We start from the raw sequence: 17,243 nt of genomic DNA, 5'->3' as shown, positions 1-17,243 counted from the left end.
AGCAATGGCGAGAGCGGCATAGCGGCGTCCGTCGCGGAAACGTCCCGCGAACGGCCGTGCATGTTGTGCGCGACGATGTTTTAGATGATCGCGGTGGTTCGTGAAGGTTGGCAGGTGCCCCAAAGGTCGGCATGCAACTGCATCAGGACGGTGTGCCGATCTGTGCTGCAAGTGCCACGAGTTCCGAGCGCGCAGTCTCATCGAGCGTGCGGGCGAATGCGAATAGGTCCGCCCGAAGCGCCTCCCTTCCTTCGGGCTGAGGCGCCCCAGACGTCCAGGCGTTTAGGTGGGTTCTGCACTGCGTTTCGAGTTCGGCGCGGCGCAGTGGCTCACCACGATCGGCGAGTGCCTCTACGAGACCTCCCGGGAAGAACAGCCGGATCTGGTCCAGCGCCGCTCCTGCTAGAGCTGTGGCCCGAGCGGTTGCTGCCGGCGAAGCCGCGATACTCAGCGCAAAAGCCGGTTTGCCAAGCCCAGCATTTGCGACGCCCAAAGCCCCATACACGGCGTGGAGGATGTTCTTTCCGTGGAATCGAGCGAGGGCCTCGCCACGTTCGACTATTTCTATGACCTCAGAGCGGGCTTGCTCACGAATCGCTGGGACATCCAGAGCCTCGATCTTAGAGAGCCACCGCGCAGTCTCTGACTCCGCGATGTCGTCGGCATTATCGATTTCGGCAGGACGCAGTGATAGGTGACCTATAGGCAGTTGCCGTTGCACCCGCAGACGAACCTCGTCGTCCACTCTCGAATCAGCCGCTGCTCGAAGCTCGGACAGTACCGTGGCCACTGACGTTGCTCGCGTTTGATCACCAAACGGAGCTAGGACTTGGTAGATGGCGTCTGCATCTAGCAGGAAGTTCTCAACCATTGCTACTGGCCAAGCGACAACGTAAGGAGAATCCGTTGTGCTGTCGGAGTCTGCGTCAACGAGCCCGAAGACTGGCGTTCCGGGCAAGTGAAGACCTTCCTGCCGTAGGCGGACTACCGCAGAACTGACTTCCTTCTTGGACTTCCCGGGCACTAGCGCCCAGGAGCGAGTCGCAGGTAGAAGGTTGCTTATGACTCGTGAGTCTGCACTTAGTCCAGATCGCTCGCCTTCTCCCTCGACGAACACGATGGGCTTGGCGCGCGTCAGATAATGAGTTGCACCAGTTAAGTCGCGCGCGACTTCGAGTCGCTCCTGTTGTGTCGTCAATCGGCTCAACTGGTTCTCGGGGGAGATCTCGGCTGGAGATACGAGATATAACTCCTCGTCAGTTAAAGAGTCCAGCATGGTGGGCGAATGCGTAGTCAAAATGAATTGCGCTGATCCCTCGGAGGCGAGTTCGCGCATATACTGGAGAACCTGTAACTGCAAAAGAGGGTGGAGGTGCAACTCAGGCTCGTCCAGCAGCATTGTGAGTGGAACGATTCCGTGCGCGACGGCGGGCGGCGTAACGAGCTGTTCCGCTTGTCGCTCGACCAGTGGCAGCATTAGCGATATCGCGGCCTTCTCACCCGACGATAGTTGATCGATGTCAAATTCTGGGCCGTTCGTCCCAGCCGCCCTAAAACGCACTTGAATGTTGTCCGGATTGCTGTCGTCGACGCCAACCCAATGCAAGTGCGGAAGGAGAGTTGCAATGAGTCTTTCGAATGGCTCGAAAAGGTTAGCGACAGCCCCTTGCGGCACGTGGCCCTCGTTTGCTTCCCAAACCGATGTCACCAAGGACTGCTGACGATCCTTCAATCGTCCGAGACTCGTTTTGACGAAAGCTGGGGCATCGTCGGCGCTTGCGCTGTCACGATGAGTCCCCTGTAGGCCTTGCATCCCGGCCGGGACCGCGTACTGGAAGTGAGGAAGGTTGTCGCTCTCAAGCAGCGCCCCGTATGAGGCCATCGGGTAACCGAATAGCGAGACCTTGTTCAATGAGGACGAGCGCCAGGTTCGGTGCGGTCCAACGAACATCACGGTGGTTCCAGGCTCCGCTAGCGCGTGACGCTGTTGTCGTAGCAGGTCGAGAAGACTCGACTTGCCCGCGCCGTTAGGTCCGGCCAGCACGATGAGGTTCCCGAGCTCAGCGGCTTGCGCGCGAACTAGACCACGCAGTGAGCCAACGTCGAATGCGCGAATTGCCATGCAAGGATCCTGTCGCACCGAGATGCCCGATCCTCTCCGAACACGCGGTCTCCGGGCAGCATAGGTACGGCGCGGCCCTGAGTAATCGGAGGTCGTGGATGTGGGAGCCAACTAGCAGGGGCACGGCCAATCCTGTGCGTTCGCATGCGCTTCTGCGCCGCCGGTGCCCGCTCTCGTTAGACTCCGGCGACATAGGCGGTGAGGAAGTGGACGCCGTGGCGGTCGAGGTTGCCGCGGGCGCGGTCGTAGAGCTCGGTGGTGCGTGGGTCTGAGTGTCTGGCGAGGATCTGTGCGTCGCGTAAGGGGACGCCGGCGTCAAGGGCGTTGGTGATGGCGGCGTGGCGGAGCGAGTGCGGGCTGATGTGGCGCGGGATGGCGGCCGCTTTCGCGATGCGGGCAACCATCCGGTACGCGTCTCGCCTCTCGATGGGGTTGCCAGACACGGGGCGCAGGATGAGTCGTCCCTCGGTCCGGTCACCGCGGCATGCCTCAAGGACCCGCAGCACGGGAACGGTGACCGGCATGGTGGCTGGCTTGTCGCCCTTCCCGACAAGGTGCAGGACTCGATGTCCGCACAGGGTTTCGGAGTAGTCCTCGATCCGGACCGCGGCTGCCTCGGACGCTCGTAGGGCGTTGATGCCGAGCAGGAACGCCAGGGCGCCGTGATGCACGGCGAGCGTCTGGGCAATCTGGAGGAACCGGATGAGTTCGAGGCGGTCCAGTCCTTGGGTGCAGGACTCGTCGCGGTGCACCCGTGGCAGGCGTGCGTAGACGGCGGGGTCAGAGACAATAAGTCCGTCGATGTGGGCGTAGCGGAAGTAGCCGCGAACGGCGTGCATCGAAGTGACGACGGACGAGGGCATCAGCCCGGCTTGTCCGAGGTGACGGATGTACAGCTCGATGTGGGCGCGCTGGATCCCAACGAGCGGGTCGAGTGCGTTGGTCTCGCACCAGGCGAACCAGCGCCGCAGCTGGGCGGTGTACAGAGTGTGGGTGTGCCCGGAGTAGCGGGCGAGATACGACACTGCCGCGAGCTCGGCGGGCGTCATGGCGTCGGGCTGGATTGGAAGGAGAGTGGTCATCGGTGTCACCTGGCGGGGTCGGTCAAGCCCCGACCTGGTTCGCCAAGCGAGGACGAGGCACTCGCCTGACGCTAGGCCCGAGCCGCTACCCCTAGATACGCCAAGGGGCATCGCGGCGGAATGTGTCACGTGGAGCCGGCAGTCTGGATGTTCAGCCACCCGGCTTCAGGGCAGCCATCCCATGCGGGCCGGCGAGAATGAAGGACGACGCCACTCGACTACGAGCTTGTCCTTCTTTGCGTAGTTGCATGGCGGACAGGCTGGGATGATGTTGCCAATGCCGTGATTGCCACCCCTAACCAGCGGGATCACGTGCTCGCGCTGAAGTTGCCGTGTGTCATCGCCGCAGTAGGCTCATGAGCGCCGGTAGCGGTCGAGAAGACGTCTCCAGTCTCGTTCGGAGAACGCAAAACTCGCGGCGCGGATCCGGGCCCTCCGCTTGAGACGGATAGCTCGCATGCGCTCCGGATTGTCCTGCAGATACTGCCTGGCGTACGCGCGCCGGGTTTCAGACTCGCTCGCGTAGCGGGCTCGGTCTCGATCACGAGCCGCACCAGACTCCCGGCGTCGCACGTCGGACGCTGCCGTCTTGCACTTGCGTGAGCAGTACTTCGCATGTGGACGCTTACCGACCATCGCCAGGCCGCAGTTCTCACATGGACGTTCGGCGTCGACACCGTCCCACTTCGCCGCCACCCGGCGGGCGTTGAGACGTGCGTTGTTGCAGGCGACGGAGCAGGCGAGAGCGCTCGACTTCTTGCCTTCCATACTTCCGCCGCACCAAGCGCACGCCCGAGCAGCATCCTCACCCTCGAGTTCAGTCGCCACCATCAAATCGTGGCATGGCCAAGTCCACCTGCGGACCGAAATCGCCAGTCGAGCCACCCTAGCTGCGCGACCCGACAGCGCTCGCGGCGGATTGACGCGACTCCCGGCGGCTGCCGTTTGATGCAGACTGCTGTGATGGATTGGACGCTCGAAGGTCTTGCCTCCACTGGTTTCGAAGGGTTCGTCACGTTCGCCGATCTGCGAGGCACGTCAGTACAGAGCGCGGCGGGTGTGTACGTCGTGCTGCGCAAGCACGAGGGAGCGCCCGAGTTCCTAGACGCGAGTCCTGCTGGCCGGTTCAAGGGGAAAGACCCGTCCGTTGACCGATCGTCCCTGCAGGATGCGTGGGTTGAAGGATCGCGAGTGCTCTACATCGGAAAGGCCTCAGGCGGCGCAACGGGCCGCCGTGGGCTCGCCAAGCGGCTGGACGAGTTCCGGCGCCACGGCGCGGGTGAGCCAGTCGGGCATTGGGGCGGCCGCTATCTCTGGCAGCTGAAGGACAGCGACGAGTTGCTGGTCGCCTGGCGCGAAATTCCAGACGAAGATCCCGAGGACGTCGAGTCAGAGCTCATCGCCCAGTTCGTGAGCGACTGGAGGGCGAGACCGTTCGCCAATCGCAAGGCCGGCCGCCGTGTGACGCCAAAGGGGTAGACGCGGCGGAATGACTGTGCTTTGCGGGGTGCAGGCCGTGCCCGCACCCAAGATGCACAACGGCCAGGGCCCTTTCGTCACGCGGCTTGTGCCTTGACGCCAGTCTAAGCAACGCGTCTCGGACGCTTACGAGCTGCGCCGAGTCCCAGGTCAACATGCGCTCTGCGCGCAGCAGAGGTCAGTTAGCCGACCGGACGACCCGCCGAAGGTTGCTCCTCACTGCCGTGAGAGTCGACCGCATCGAGACCCTGATAGTCCCGCCACTCCTTAGCAAACTCGGTGTCTTCCAAGACCTTGAATCGCAGGGGCTGAAGAGTGTCTCGAACCAGTACACCCGGAACGATGACCAATTGCGGTGTTGACCAAGGCATCCCCGCCATCAGAAGCTCGGATGGGCCGAACATCGTGATCTCGGCTCCGCTGCCGTCCCGCATCACGCGCGCCTGCCTTCTCGATGCATCCACCGTGGAGGAATGCAGTCGATAGATAGTAGGGATCAGTCCAAGTTGCGCGAGTTGGTTAACAGAGCGCAGTGCGCCGTCGAGCGCAAGGTTCAGCTCGGAAGAGGAGGGGAATGTGGCTGGCGGATGACCTAGGCGATTGCGTGTACCGGCAACGTCTGCGCGGGAAAACTCGCTTCGCAGCCCCCGGAGCGCGCCGAATATCGCTTCAGCGGAGCCTGTTGATATGTCGCAAATAGGGCGGGTGTGGCGGAATGGGAAATTTAGTACAGAAGAGTGACTCGCCCACTGAGGTTCACCGGTTCGCCTGAACTCAGCCTCGCGCGATTGAATATCCTCAAGTAGGTCGGCAAGTACTGGTCCTGCTTGGATGAGAGTGCCCATCGGATTGCCGCCCTCGCGGAACTCAAAACCTTCAACTTCTGCGCTTGACAAGAGCCGAGCCGTCCATGCCTTAGATCTGTCGCGACTGTACAAAAAGCCATCGCGGCCTTGATTGTAATGATCACACGTTAGCATCCAGCCGGCGAAATCGATAGCGAGAGCCACGATGGCCTCGACCTCGACAAAAAAGTCCATTCCGGCACTTCTCACCGCCGTGACCCATTCCTCCGTGGCTACTTCAGGGCGGATCGCCACAACACCGCGGAATATGTCACCAAATTGCGTTAGGCGGCCCTGGGGAGTTGTGGGGGCGTCAAGGGTTCCAATCAACTTCCATAGGAGTCGCTGCTCCAGCGCTCGAGCCTGCTCTTCGTTGCCAGGAACAGCAAAATGCCCATAACGCAGTTCGTCAAACGCTCGGAGAAGCGTTGCTCTGGACGAGAGAACCAAACGGCGCAACACTTCCTGTTCGTTCGCCGCGCGGAGAAATAGGTCGAGCCGGTCGAACGCGGCGCCCGGAAAGTCAAGCAGCAGAAAAGCGAGCTCATCTTCCTTATCGGCGTATAACGCCCTCAGTAACGAGCGCAACAGTGGCACACGTGCCTCGGGGGCAAATCGTACTCCCGCTGGACTCAGTTCTAGAGAGGTTTTGAACCCTCCGCCGTCGACATGGCGCTGCAGCACCGGAACCCTGACTTCGCTCGGTGAGAGATGGATGTGGCCATCATCCACCAAGCATTCGAGATGCATGACTAAGGACTTAGTGCCAAAAGTCAAAAGCATCTGCAGCACTTCAGCGTCTGTTAAAGAGTCTGCGACTCTCAGACCGTTCTTGCTGAAGCCTTCAAGTACTTCAAGTCCCTTCAATCGATCGGCGCTGACGGTGTCATCGAGCCGAAGAAGGCGAACGAGAAGCGCGCGTTGTTCGGTTGGCGTCAGCGCGTTTCCGAGAAGCCATGGTATGCCGCCATCGTTCAGCCAGTCCCAGTGCTTTTCGTCGGGCCTTAGGATGTCTGACCTACGGAACGCCATACGCTCACTAGGGGGATGGAGGCGGCCAAGAGCTTCGTAAAACACACCCGCAGGTGTGTGTCCAGTTGTCAGGCGGAGATGATGTGCGCTGTTGCAACCCAGCATTGAGCATTGGTAGTTCGGGCCACATGTCGTAGGCGGGCAACTGCGGATGTCGTGCGACAGCAGAATGCCAAGGGGGCCGACAACGACGTCTCGAATCTGCGCCACTCCCTGCGAGACGCCGTCTAGTAGCGCGAACGACTGACCGGGCGGAAGAGCCCGTAGATTTGTAGAGTTCGAGTAGACAGCGGCATAGTGCTTATCTAGTTCACGACCGAAGACCCAGGGATAGCGGATTCTCCGGTGACTGATTTCCTCGCCCAGGAGTTTGTAGACTTCAGCCTCGTCGGTGTTCTCATAATCGACCAGCAACGAATCGCCACCGGCGCAGACGCCGAGAGCCGCAGCCAGGGCGTCTGCCTCACCAACCGACGGCTCGTGTGTGGAAACTGCATTAACGATCTCTTTACCTGCCGGGGTCAATTTGACAGCATCGGCAAGTCCGTGTGGAAAGGTATATCCCTCTGCCAATAGACAATGCTCGATAAACGCACCAATTACCGTTAAGCGCTCGAGAGAAGTCAAGGGTACCCCCAGTTTTCGTACGCGACCCGACGACCATATCCTGTCCGAACGCGGACCGTGGCCACAACGCAGCGCGCGTGGTTTGACCTCGTCATCGGCGACCATCGCTCGAAGCCATCACGGCGGTGCTTTTGCGGCAAGCGCGTTTGCCCGACCTGGCACGAACTGACTTCACGGGGAAGCCGCGGTACTGCTTCCAGGGCGTGCGGAACGGCCGGCTGCGTCTGGCAATCGGAGAGCCCAAGAACAGCGCCAGCTTGGACTTTGTGGCGACAGGGGTCAGGAAGTGAGCACCTGGACGAAGTGCCGAGGCTCGCCCAGGTAGCCCATTCTGGGCGGATTGGGTAACCGAGCGGCCCATCAGAGCGCTCCGGTCGCCCCTCGAAGAGGCGCGCCGGCAACGTCGAGCCACTCCCCCCGCCCATCCAGCGTCAGCGGCGCACCTCGCACTGCCGTCGCTGCTCGCCGCTGATGCACCGGTCCCGACCGGGGCCACCGACGAGCTGGTCGCGGCCGGGACCACCGTCGAGGAGGTCGTTGCGCGAGCCGCCCACGAGGATGTCGGCCCCGCGTCGGCCGTACGCCTTCACCTGCATCCCACCGGTCACGGACAGGCGGTCGCGCTTGGAGCCACCCAGGTAGGTCAGGCGGCCGGGACGCCCGGAGAACCGGAGGTCCTCGACGCCTTCGTAGCGCGCACGCGTGGCGCCCCCGACCATCACGCGCTTGCGCGGCACGTCGATGACGTACCTCGAGCCCCGCGGGAACTCCGACTTCGGCGCCCGCAGCCGCACGATGTCGCGCCGCCCGCCGCCGGCGTCCACCTCGATCCGGGTCCTGCGGATGAGGTCCGCCTCGATCTGGTCGTTGCCCCGTCCGCCGTGGACCGTGGCGCCGAGGCGGGCGAAGAGGAAGTCGTCGCCGTCACCGCCGCCGATGGCGCTCCCCCGTCCGTAGCCCTCCACGCCGTCGTCGCCGCCGTCGCCGTAGAGCCGGTCACGTCCCTTGTCCGGCGACATGATGAAGTCGTCACCGTCACCGCCGCGCACGACGTCGTCGCCCCGGCCGGGCTCCAGCTCGTCGTTGCCGCCGAGCGCACGGATGCGGTCGTCGCCGCGGCCGCCGTCGATGCGGTCCGGGCCGTCCGTCCCCGTCAGCACATCGTCGTGAGCCGAACCCACGATCCCACCGGAGAAGGCCGGTACCGCGATCGTGTCCGTGCCCTCGCCGGACGCCCTTCCGGCCGAGAGGTCCACGGTGACCGGGCCCGGCGCGTCCTCGAAGACCACCTTGTCGTAGCGGGCCGGCCGGTCCACGTCGTCGACCGTCGCCGACGCCGGGTCGTCCCCCAGGTCGATGAAGTCGTTGCCCGGACCCGGCACGAGGATGTCGCCGGAGTAGCCGTCGTCGGGGACGTAAAAGTCGTCGAGGCCACCGAACAGGCGGTCGTCACCTGGGCCGCCGACCAGCGTGTCGGCGTTGCCCAGCCCGCAGATCGTGTCGTTACCCGAACCGCCGTCGATCCGGTCCTGGGCGAACGAGCCAAGGATGACGTCGTCACCCGGCGTGCCCGCGGTCGCCTCGCCGGGCACGACGACGATCGTGGGCACCTTGCCGTCACAGGTCGTCTCGGCCGCCGCGGGACCCGCGGCCAGGCCCACGACGCCGATCGGCGCCAGGACGATCAACGAGACAGTGATGGGCATGCGTCGCATGGCTCTCCTCCGAGTGGGTCGGCGTCCCTCTACGGGCTGTCCCAGTGTGACGCGTCGACCGGACCGGGAGTTGTCGCTCGCCCCGTCGCCCGTCCGCACGGGCGCGGCCGGTGTCGTACCCCGGTGACAGACTGCAGGGCATGACCGCCCTCGACCGCTTCAGCGCGCCCACGCGTGCGTGGTTCGAGGCATCCTTCGCCAGCCCGACACCCGCGCAGGACGGTGCGTGGGAAGCCATCGCGGCGGGCAAGCACGCGCTCGTCGTCGCCCCGACGGGAAGCGGCAAGACGCTCAGCGCCTTCCTCCACGCCATCGACCGACTGCTCAGCAGCGAGCGACCCGAGGACAAGTCGCGGCGCACCCGCGTCCTCTACATCTCCCCGCTGAAGGCGCTCGGCGTCGACGTCGAGCGCAACCTCCGCGCCCCGCTCACCGGCATCCGCAACACCGCCGAGCGGCTCGAGACCACGGTCCCCGACGTCACCGTCGGGCTGCGGTCCGGAGACACCAGCCCGGCCGAGCGACGCAAGCTCGGCACCACGCCGCCCGACATCCTCATCACCACGCCCGAGTCGCTCTTCCTGATGCTGACCAGCCAGGCACGCGAGACGCTGCGCGGCGTCGACACGGTGATCATCGACGAGGTGCACGCCGTCGCCGGCACCAAGCGCGGCGCGCACCTCGGCATCAGCCTCGAGCGGCTCGACGCCCTCCTCGAGACGCCGGCGCAGCGCATCGGTCTCAGCGCGACCGTCCGCCCGCTCGACGAGGTCGCCCGCTTCCTCGGCGGCACGCAGCCGGTCGAGATCGTCGCCCCGCCCAGCACGAAGGCGTGGGACCTCCGCGTCGTCGTGCCGGTCGAGGACATGACGATGCCCGAGGAGTACGACGAGGAGTCGGGCGACCCCGGCCGGTCGACGAGCATCTGGCCGCACGTCGAGGAGCACGTGGTCGACCTGATCGAGCAGCACCGCTCGACGATCGTCTTCGCCAACTCCCGCCGGCTGGCCGAGCGGCTCACCGCGCGCCTCAACGAGATCGCCGCCGACCGCGCCGAGCGGGCCGCCGAGGAGCCGGCGCCTGCGCATCCGGGGGACGGCAAGCCGCCCGCCCAGGTGATGGCGCAGTCCGGGCAGAGCAGCGGCGCCGAGACGGTCATCGCGAAGGCGCACCACGGCTCGGTCTCCAAGGAGCAGCGGGCCATCATCGAGGACGACCTCAAGCGCGGCCGGCTCCCCTGCGTCGTCGCCACCAGCAGCCTCGAGCTCGGCATCGACATGGGCTCCGTCGACCTCGTCATCCAGATCGAGTCGCCGCCGAGCGTCGCCAGCGCCCTCCAGCGCGTCGGTCGCGCCGGCCACCAGGTGGGCGAGACCAGCCGCGGCGTGCTGTTCCCCAAGCACCGCGGTGACCTCGCCCAGACCGCGGTGGCGGTCGAGCGCATGCGCACCGGCGCCATCGAGAAGATGTCGATCCCGACCAACCCGCTCGACGTCCTCGCCCAGCAGGTCGTCGCGGCGCTGGCGATGGAGGAGTGGCAGGTCGACGAGCTGTTCGCGCTCGTGCAGCGCGCGGCGTCCTACTCCGGGCTCCCCCGCGCCGCCTACGACGCCACCCTCGACCTGCTCAGCGGCCGCTATCCCAGCGACGAGTTCGCCGAGCTGCGCCCGCGCATCGTCTGGGACCGCGTCAACGGCACCCTCAGCGGCCGCCCCGGCGCCCAGCGCCTCGCGGTGACCAGCGGCGGCACCATCCCGGACCGCGGCCTGTTCGGCGTCTTCCTCGTCGGCGAGAAGGCCAGCCGGGTGGGCGAGCTCGACGAGGAGATGGTCTACGAGTCGCGCGTGGGCGACGTCTTCGCCCTCGGTGCCACCAGCTGGCGGATCGAGGACATCACCCACGACCGCGTGCTCGTCACCCCGGCTCCGGGCATCCCCGGCCGCCTGCCGTTCTGGAAGGGCGACGCCCTCGGCCGGCCCGCCGAGCTCGGTGCGGCGGTCGGTGCGTTCAGCCGCGAGCTCGCGAGCCTGCCGCCGCAGAAGGCGGTCGCCAGGGTCAAGGAGCGCGGGCTCGACGACTACGCCGCCACCAACCTCGTCACCTACCTCGGCGAGCAGCGCGAGGCGACCCAGGTCGTGCCGAGCGACACCCAGGTCGTCGTCGAGCGCTTCCGCGACGAGCTCGGCGACTGGCGCCTGGTCGTCCACTCCCCCTACGGCACGCCGGTGCACGCGCCGTGGGCGCTGGCGATCAACGCCCGGCTCCGTGAGCGCTTCGACGTCGACGGGCAGGCCGTCGCCTCCGACGACGGCATCGTGATCCGCATCCCCGACACCGACGCCGAGCCGCCGACCGGCGAGGTGATCGTCTTCGAGCCCGAGGAGATCGAGCAGCTCGTCACGCAGGAGGTCGGCGGGTCCGCCCTGTTCGCCAGCCGGTTCCGCGAGTGCGCGGCCCGCGCCCTGCTGCTCCCCCGCCGCGACCCCGGCCGCCGCAGCCCCCTGTGGCAGCAGCGCCAGCGCAGCGCCCAGCTGCTCGAGGTCGCCTCCAAGTACCCCGCCTTCCCCATCGTGCTCGAGGCCGTGCGCGAGTGCCTCCAGGACGTCTACGACCTCCCCGCCCTCGTCGCCCTGCTCGGCCGCGTCCAGCGGCGCGAGGTCACCGTGGTCGACGTCGCCACGACCACGCCGAGCCCGTTCGCCCGCAGCCTGCTCTTCGGCTACGTCGCCCAGTTCGTCTACGAGGGCGACTCCCCGATCGCCGAGCGCCGGGCTGCCGCGCTCTCGCTCGACCAGGGCCTGCTCGCCGAGCTGCTCGGTCGCGCGGAGCTGCGCGAGCTGCTCGACCCCGAGGTGCTCGCCGAGGTCGAGGCCGAGCTCCAGTGGCTCGCCCCCGACCGGCGGGCGCGCGACGCCGAGGCGGTCGCCGACCTGCTGCGGCTGGTCGGCCCGCTCTCCACCGACGAGATCCGCGCCCGGGCCGTCGAGGGCGCCGACGTCGAGGACTGGGTGTCCTCGCTGTCCGACGTACGCCGCGTCGTCCAGGTGCGCATGGCCGGCGAGGACCGCTGGACCGCCATCGAGGACATCGGGCGGCTGCGCGACGGGCTCGGCGTCCCGGTCCCCGTCGGCACGCCCGACGCCTTCCTCGAGCTCCCCGAGGACCCGCTCGCCGACCTCGTCTCGCGCTACGCCCGCAGCCACGGCCCGTTCACCACCGCCGAGGTCGCCACCCGCCTCGGCCTCGGCGAGGCGGTCGCCCGCCAGACGTTGCAGCGCCTCGCCCACCGCGGCCGGGTGCTCGACGGCGAGTTCCGGCCCTCCGGGTCCGGAAGCGAGTGGTGCGACGCCGAGGTGCTGCGCAAGCTGCGCCGGCGATCCCTCGCGCGCCTGCGCCAGGAGATCGAGCCCGTCGACCAGGCCGCGGTCGCGCGTTTCCTGCCCGCGTGGCAACGCGTCGGCGGCAACCTCCGCGGCCTCGACGGCGTGATCGCGGCCATCGACCAGCTCGCCGGCTGCCCGGTGCCCGCCAGCGCCCTCGAGCCCCTGGTGCTCGCGGCCAGGGTCCGCGACTACGAACCCTCCATGCTCGACGAGCTCACCGTGTCGGGCGAGGTCATCTGGACCGGACACGCGCCGCTTCCCGGCAGCGACGGCTGGGTCAGCCTGCACCTCGCCGACCAGGCGCACCTCACCCTGCCCGAGGTCGAGGGCGACGAGCCGACCGGGGTTCAGCGGGCCGTCCTCGACCTGCTGGACGGCGGGGGCGCCTGGTTCTTCCGCCAGCTCGCCGACCGCGTCGGCTCGACCAGCGACGCCGAGCTCTCCACCGCGCTGTGGGAGCTCGTCTGGCAGGGCCGGGTCACCAACGACACGCTCGCCCCGATGCGCGCCCTCGTTCGCAGCGGCACCCCCTCGCACCGCACCCGTCGTACGCCGCCCCGGCTCGGCCGCACCACTCGTGGCCGGATGCCGGTGCGCACCGGTCCGCCCGAGACCGCCGGCCGCTGGGCGATCCTCCCCGAGCGCGACGGCGACCCCACGCGGCGGGCCCACGCCCGTGCCGAGCACCTGCTCGAGCGCCACGGCGTCGTCACCCGTGGTGCGGTCGTCAGCGAGCGGGTCTCCGGCGGCTTCGCCGGCGTCTACAAGGTGCTGAGCGCCTTCGAGGACACCGGCCGCTGCCGGCGCGGCTACTTCATCGAGGGCCTCGGCGCCGCGCAGTTCGGAAGCGCGGGTGCGATCGACCGGCTGCGCACCTTCGCCGAGCCCGACAGCACCAAGGCCGGCGCCAAGCCGGCCGTGGTGGCGCTCGCCGCCACCGACCCGGCCAACCCGTTCGGCGCCGCCCTGCCGTGGCCCGAGGCCATCGGTGAGGCGTCCGGTCACCGTCCCGGCCGCAAGGCCGGCGCGCTCGTCGTGCTGGTCGACGGCGAGCTCACCGTCTACGTCGAGCGCGGCGGCCGCACTCTGCTCACCTGGACCGAGGAGCCGGACTCGCTCACCCCGGCGATGGAGGCACTGGCCGACGCCGCCCGCCGTGGTGCCCTGGGCCGGCTGACGGTCGAGAAGGCCGACGGCCAGGCGCTGATCGGCGGGGGTGGCGACACCCCGATCCGGCAGGCCCTCGCCGCCGCCGGCTTCGTGGCGACACCCAAGGGGCTGAGACTGCGTGCCTGAGGGTGACACCGTCTACCGCGCCGCGGCGAAGCTCGACCGGGCCCTCCGCGGCCGTGAGCTGCTGGTCAGCGACTTCCGGGTGCCGGCCTACGCCACCCTCGACCTCCGTGGCGCCACCGTCGGGCACAGCTTCTCCCGCGGCAAGCACCTGATCACCCGGATCGAGCACCAGCGCGACTGGACGTTGCACACCCACCTGAAGATGGAGGGTTCCTGGCACGTCTACCCGTCGGGCGAGAAGTGGCGCCGGCCCGCCGAGCAGGCCCGCGTGGTGCTCGGCGTCCCGGGCCGCTCCGCCGTCGGCTTCTCCCTCGGCATCGTCGAGGTGGTCCCGCGCCACGAGGAGCACGCGCTCACCGCCCACCTCGGGCCCGACCTGCTGGGCCCCGACTGGGACGAGGACGAGGCGCTCACCAGGCTGCGCAGCCAACCCGCGCGCCCGATCGGCGAGGCCCTGCTCGACCAGCGCAACCTCGCGGGGGTCGGCAACATGTACATGGCCGAGCTCTGCTTCACCAGCGGCGTCCACCCCACGACGCCGGTCTCCGAGGTCGGCGCCCAGCTCACCCGCCTGGTCCGTCGCGCGCACCAGATGCTCGACGTCAACAAGGAGCGCGCGATCCAGTCCACCACCGGCAACCTGCGCGAGCGCGAGCGGATGTGGGTCTACCGCCGCGACAAGTCCCCCTGCCGCCGGTGCCGCACGCCCATCGCCGTCGCGATGGTGGGCGAGCCGGGTCGCGAGCGGGCGGCGTACTGGTGCCCGAGCTGCCAGCCGGAGCGCTGACTCCCAGTCAGGTACGCCGAGCGGGCACTCCCTCCCCGTCACGAACGCCGAGCAGGCACTTCGTCCCCATCGGAGCGATGGCGTGCCACAGGACCAACCGCCCGGTCAACGAGCCGGACGGGGACCAACTGCCCGGTCAGCGGCCCGGACGGGCGAGAACCGCCGGGTCAGGCGGCCGAGGCGACGACGTCGCCGGCCGGGCGCGCGCCGGTGATCGACGTGCCGACCATGCCGATCGCGACCTCTTCGAGGGCGACCGCGTCGGCCACCTCGCGGAGCACGTCGGACAACGGCAGGTCCATCGCCTGGCACAGCGAGGCCAGCAGCTCCGAGGACGCCTCCTTCTGGCCGCGCTCGATCTCGGAGATGTAGCCGAGGCTGACGCGAGCCTCCGCGGAGAGCTCCCGCAGGGTCATCCCGCGCTGCATCCGGGCGCCTCGCAGCACCTCGCCGAGCAGTCGTCGGAAGAGCACCATGCGCGAAGTCCTTGCTCTGGTCGAGTGGAGTCGTAGGCCCAACGCTACCCGAGGTCCGGTTCTTCCCGGGCGGGGATGGCCGGTTCCGTGTCGAGCGCCTCCGTCAGGAGCGCCAGGACCTCACGGCACGACTGCTCCCGGATGGCCCGCCGGTCACCGCTGAGGGCCAGCCGGCGCACCTCGACACCGGACGGGCCGGCGACGGCGACCCACACCTCGCCGACCGGCTTGCCTTCCTGCGAGTCGGGCCCGGCGACACCGGTCGTGGCCAGCCCCCACGTCGTACGCAGCCGGGCGCGGACGCCGAGCGCCATCGCGGTGGCGCACTCCCCCGACACCACGCCGTGTGTGGCGACCACCTCGGCCGGCACGTCGAGCAGGGACTCCTTGATCCGGGTGGCGTAGGAGACCACGGCCCCCGTGAAGCTGCGGGACGCGCCGGGCACGTCGGTGAGGGTCGCGGACAGCAGGCCGCCGGTGAGCGACTCGGCTGCGGCGAGCGACTCGCCGCGCTCGGCGAGGTCCTCGAGCGCGCGGCGCGCCAACGCCGCACCCGACCCCGGCTCGTTGGTCACGTCCGCGAGACTAGCCGCATGGCTCTCCCCATCGAGGACTACGCCCTCATCGGTGACCGCGGCACCGCGGCACTCGTCGGCCGGGACGGATCGATCGACTGGCTCTGCCTGCCGCGCTTCGACTCGCCGGCGTGCTTCGCCGCGCTGTTGGGCACGCCCGACAACGGCCGCTGGCTCCTGGCCCCGTCCGACGACGTCGTCAGCACGCGCCGACGCTACGTCGACGGGACCGCCATGCTGGAGACGACCTTCACCACTTCCAGTGGCGAGGTGGTGCTGCTCGACCTGATGCCCACCGGCGACGGCCGCGCCGACGTCGTACGCCGCCTCACCTGCACGCGCGGCACCGTGCGGATCCGCCACGACTGGGTCGTGCGCACGGACTACGGCCACGTCCGGCCGTGGGTCAACCGGGAGCAGGCGCACGGCGAGGACGTGGTGGTCGCGGTGGCCGGGCCCGACAAGCTCGTCCTGCGTGGGCCGCGACTCCCGCACGGCCGCGAGGGCCACCACAGCGACCAGTTCGAGATGTCCCAGGGCGACGCCCTCACCTTCTCGATGACATGGGTCCAGTCGTGGCGCGACGTGCCGAAGCCGCTCGGCTTCGACGAGCGGATCCGGACCACCACGGACGCGCAGCGCGACTGGTCCGAGCGCGCGCCCGACGACGTGCCGCACGCCGACCTCGTGCAACGCAGCCTGCTCACCCTGTTGCTGATGACGCACGCGGAGACCGGCGGCATCGTGGCCGCGCCGACCACGTCGCTGCCCGAGGACTTCGGCGGCGAGCGCAACTGGGACTACCGCTTCTGCTGGCTGCGCGACGCCGCGCTCACCCTGGAGTCGCTGCTCGGCGCCGGCTACGCGGAGGAGGCACTCGACTGGCGACGCTGGCTGCTGCGCGCGGTCGCCGGTGATCCGGCCGACCTGCAGATCATGTACACCGTCGACGGCGGTCGCCAGCTGCCCGAGCGTGAGGTGCCGCACCTGCCGGGCTACGCCGACAGCCGTCCGGTGCGGATCGGCAACGGCGCCGTCTGCCAGCGGCAGAACGACGTCCTCGGCGAGGTGATGATCGCGCTCGACCTGGCCCGGGAGGCCGGTCTCGGGGAGACCTACAACTCGTGGTCGCTGCAGCGCGCGCTCGTCGACGAGCTGGCCGAGCACTGGGACGCCCCCGACAACGGCCTGTGGGAGATCCGCGGACCGCAGCGGCACTTCACCCACTCGCGCGTGATGGTGTGGGTCGCCTTCGACCGGGCGGTCCGCGCGGTCGAGCAGCACGGCCTCGACGGCCCGGTCAAGCACTGGCGCGACCTGCGGGACCGGGTGCGCGAGGAGGTGCTGGAGAAGGGCTACGACACCGAGCGCGGCACGTTCACGCAGCACTACGACACGACCGAGGTCGACGCATCGCTGCTCACCATCCCGCTCGTCGGCTTCCTGCCGGCCGACGACCCACGCGTGCTGGGCACGATCAGGGCTGTCACCGAGGACCTGATGTCCGACGGCCTGCTCCTGCGCTACCGCACGCAGAGCGGCGTCGACGGCGTGCCGGGCGACGAGCACCCGTTCCTCGCCTGCTCGTTCTGGCTGGTCTCCGCGCTCGCCGCGGCCGGACGCCGTAGGGACGCCGAGGAGCTGATGGACCGCCTGTGCGGGCTGGCCAACGACGTCGGCCTGCTCTCGGAGGAGTACGACGTCGCGCACGGGCGGATGGCGGGCAACTTCCCCCAGGCCTTCAGCCACCTCGCGCTGGTGCAGGCCGCACTCGCGCTGCGCGACAACGCCTGACTCCGCGCGCCGGAGGCCCGGTCGTCATGG

General features: G+C 68.2%; 10 protein-coding genes and 1 pseudogene. 4 read left to right on the top strand and 7 right to left on the bottom strand.

All coding sequences use genetic code 11. The annotated features are described in order from the left end of the window. Window positions 1-142: 142 nt before the first annotated feature. The 3 genes and pseudogenes from ASC64_RS21680 to ASC64_RS23160 form a co-directional block, all read right to left on the bottom strand. Window positions 143-2,122, bottom strand: coding sequence for an AAA family ATPase (locus ASC64_RS21680; protein ID WP_082550376.1), 1,980 nt, complete (start codon window positions 2,120-2,122; stop codon window positions 143-145). Window positions 2,123-2,298: 176 nt separating this feature from the next. Next, window positions 2,299-3,204, bottom strand: coding sequence for a tyrosine-type recombinase/integrase (locus ASC64_RS10635; protein WP_056907511.1), 906 nt, complete (start codon window positions 3,202-3,204; stop codon window positions 2,299-2,301). A 165-nt stretch (window positions 3,205-3,369) separates the two neighbouring features. Then, window positions 3,370-3,543, bottom strand: a pseudogene (locus tag ASC64_RS23160) (HNH endonuclease); the annotation flags it as partial. A 624-nt stretch (window positions 3,544-4,167) separates the two neighbouring features. On the opposite strand from ASC64_RS23160, the gene ASC64_RS10630 reads away from it, so the two are divergent. Then, the gene (locus ASC64_RS10630) at window positions 4,168-4,683 is read left to right on the top strand and encodes a hypothetical protein (protein ID WP_056907883.1); all 516 of its coding nucleotides are present in this window, start codon (window positions 4,168-4,170) and stop codon (window positions 4,681-4,683) included. A gap of 182 nt (window positions 4,684-4,865) precedes the next feature. Here the strand turns inward: ASC64_RS10630 and ASC64_RS22020 are convergent, their stop codons facing one another. Together ASC64_RS22020 and ASC64_RS10620 are read right to left on the bottom strand one after the other, a co-directional pair. Beyond that, complete coding sequence (locus ASC64_RS22020; protein WP_156385129.1) at window positions 4,866-7,187, bottom strand: hypothetical protein; 2,322 nt, start codon at window positions 7,185-7,187, stop codon at window positions 4,866-4,868. A 431-nt stretch (window positions 7,188-7,618) separates the two neighbouring features. Next, window positions 7,619-8,893, bottom strand: a complete 1,275-nt coding sequence (locus ASC64_RS10620) for a calcium-binding protein (RefSeq protein ID WP_162245793.1) — start codon at window positions 8,891-8,893, stop codon at window positions 7,619-7,621. Window positions 8,894-9,042: 149 nt separating this feature from the next. On the opposite strand from ASC64_RS10620, the gene ASC64_RS10615 reads away from it, so the two are divergent. Continuing rightward, window positions 9,043-13,581: an ATP-dependent helicase gene (locus tag ASC64_RS10615; protein ID WP_056907508.1), complete on the top strand. Its 4,539-nt coding sequence runs from the start codon at window positions 9,043-9,045 to the stop codon at window positions 13,579-13,581. Then, a complete protein-coding gene (locus ASC64_RS10610) occupies window positions 13,574-14,368 on the top strand; it encodes a DNA-formamidopyrimidine glycosylase family protein (protein WP_056907507.1) in 795 nt (264 codons plus the stop codon). Before ASC64_RS10615 ends, ASC64_RS10610 begins: the two co-directional genes overlap by 8 nt. A 167-nt stretch (window positions 14,369-14,535) precedes the next feature. On the opposite strand, the gene ASC64_RS10605 is transcribed toward ASC64_RS10610, so the two are convergent. Together ASC64_RS10605 and ASC64_RS10600 are read right to left on the bottom strand one after the other, a co-directional pair. Next, window positions 14,536-14,844 carry a helix-turn-helix domain-containing protein gene (locus ASC64_RS10605; RefSeq protein WP_056907506.1) on the bottom strand — a complete coding sequence of 103 codons (309 nt, stop codon included), beginning with the start codon at window positions 14,842-14,844 and terminating at the stop codon, window positions 14,536-14,538. 44 nt (window positions 14,845-14,888) lie between these two features. Beyond that, on the bottom strand, window positions 14,889-15,419 hold the full coding sequence (locus ASC64_RS10600; RefSeq protein WP_056907505.1) for a CinA family protein: 531 nt from the start codon (window positions 15,417-15,419) through the stop codon (window positions 14,889-14,891). Window positions 15,420-15,437: 18 nt separating this feature from the next. On the opposite strand from ASC64_RS10600, the gene ASC64_RS10595 reads away from it, so the two are divergent. Continuing rightward, entirely contained in the window at window positions 15,438-17,213 is a 1,776-nt protein-coding gene (locus ASC64_RS10595) for a glycoside hydrolase family 15 protein (protein ID WP_056907504.1), read from the top strand. The last annotated feature ends 30 nt before the right edge of the window (window positions 17,214-17,243 follow it).

This window comes from Nocardioides sp. Root122 (assembly GCF_001425025.1).
In the GTDB taxonomy this organism is placed as follows: domain Bacteria; phylum Actinomycetota; class Actinomycetes; order Propionibacteriales; family Nocardioidaceae; genus Nocardioides.
Note: the sequence above shows the minus strand (reverse complement) of the source record. Positions and strands in the feature narration are given on the sequence as shown.

What these genes read in the sequence shown, in the direction of transcription:
- ASC64_RS21680 (WP_082550376.1), bottom strand. Translation starts at nt 2,122, where the DNA reads ATGGCAATTCGCGCATTCGACGTTGGCTCACTGCGTGGTCTAGTTCGC.
- ASC64_RS10635 (WP_056907511.1), bottom strand. Translation starts at nt 3,204, where the DNA reads ATGACCACTCTCCTTCCAATCCAGCCCGACGCCATGACGCCCGCCGAG.
- ASC64_RS10630 (WP_056907883.1), top strand. Translation starts at nt 4,168, where the DNA reads ATGGATTGGACGCTCGAAGGTCTTGCCTCCACTGGTTTCGAAGGGTTC.
- ASC64_RS10620 (WP_162245793.1), bottom strand. Translation starts at nt 8,893, where the DNA reads ATGCCCATCACTGTCTCGTTGATCGTCCTGGCGCCGATCGGCGTCGTG.
- ASC64_RS10615 (WP_056907508.1), top strand. Translation starts at nt 9,043, where the DNA reads ATGACCGCCCTCGACCGCTTCAGCGCGCCCACGCGTGCGTGGTTCGAG.
- ASC64_RS10605 (WP_056907506.1), bottom strand. Translation starts at nt 14,844, where the DNA reads ATGGTGCTCTTCCGACGACTGCTCGGCGAGGTGCTGCGAGGCGCCCGG.
- ASC64_RS10595 (WP_056907504.1), top strand. Translation starts at nt 15,438, where the DNA reads ATGGCTCTCCCCATCGAGGACTACGCCCTCATCGGTGACCGCGGCACC.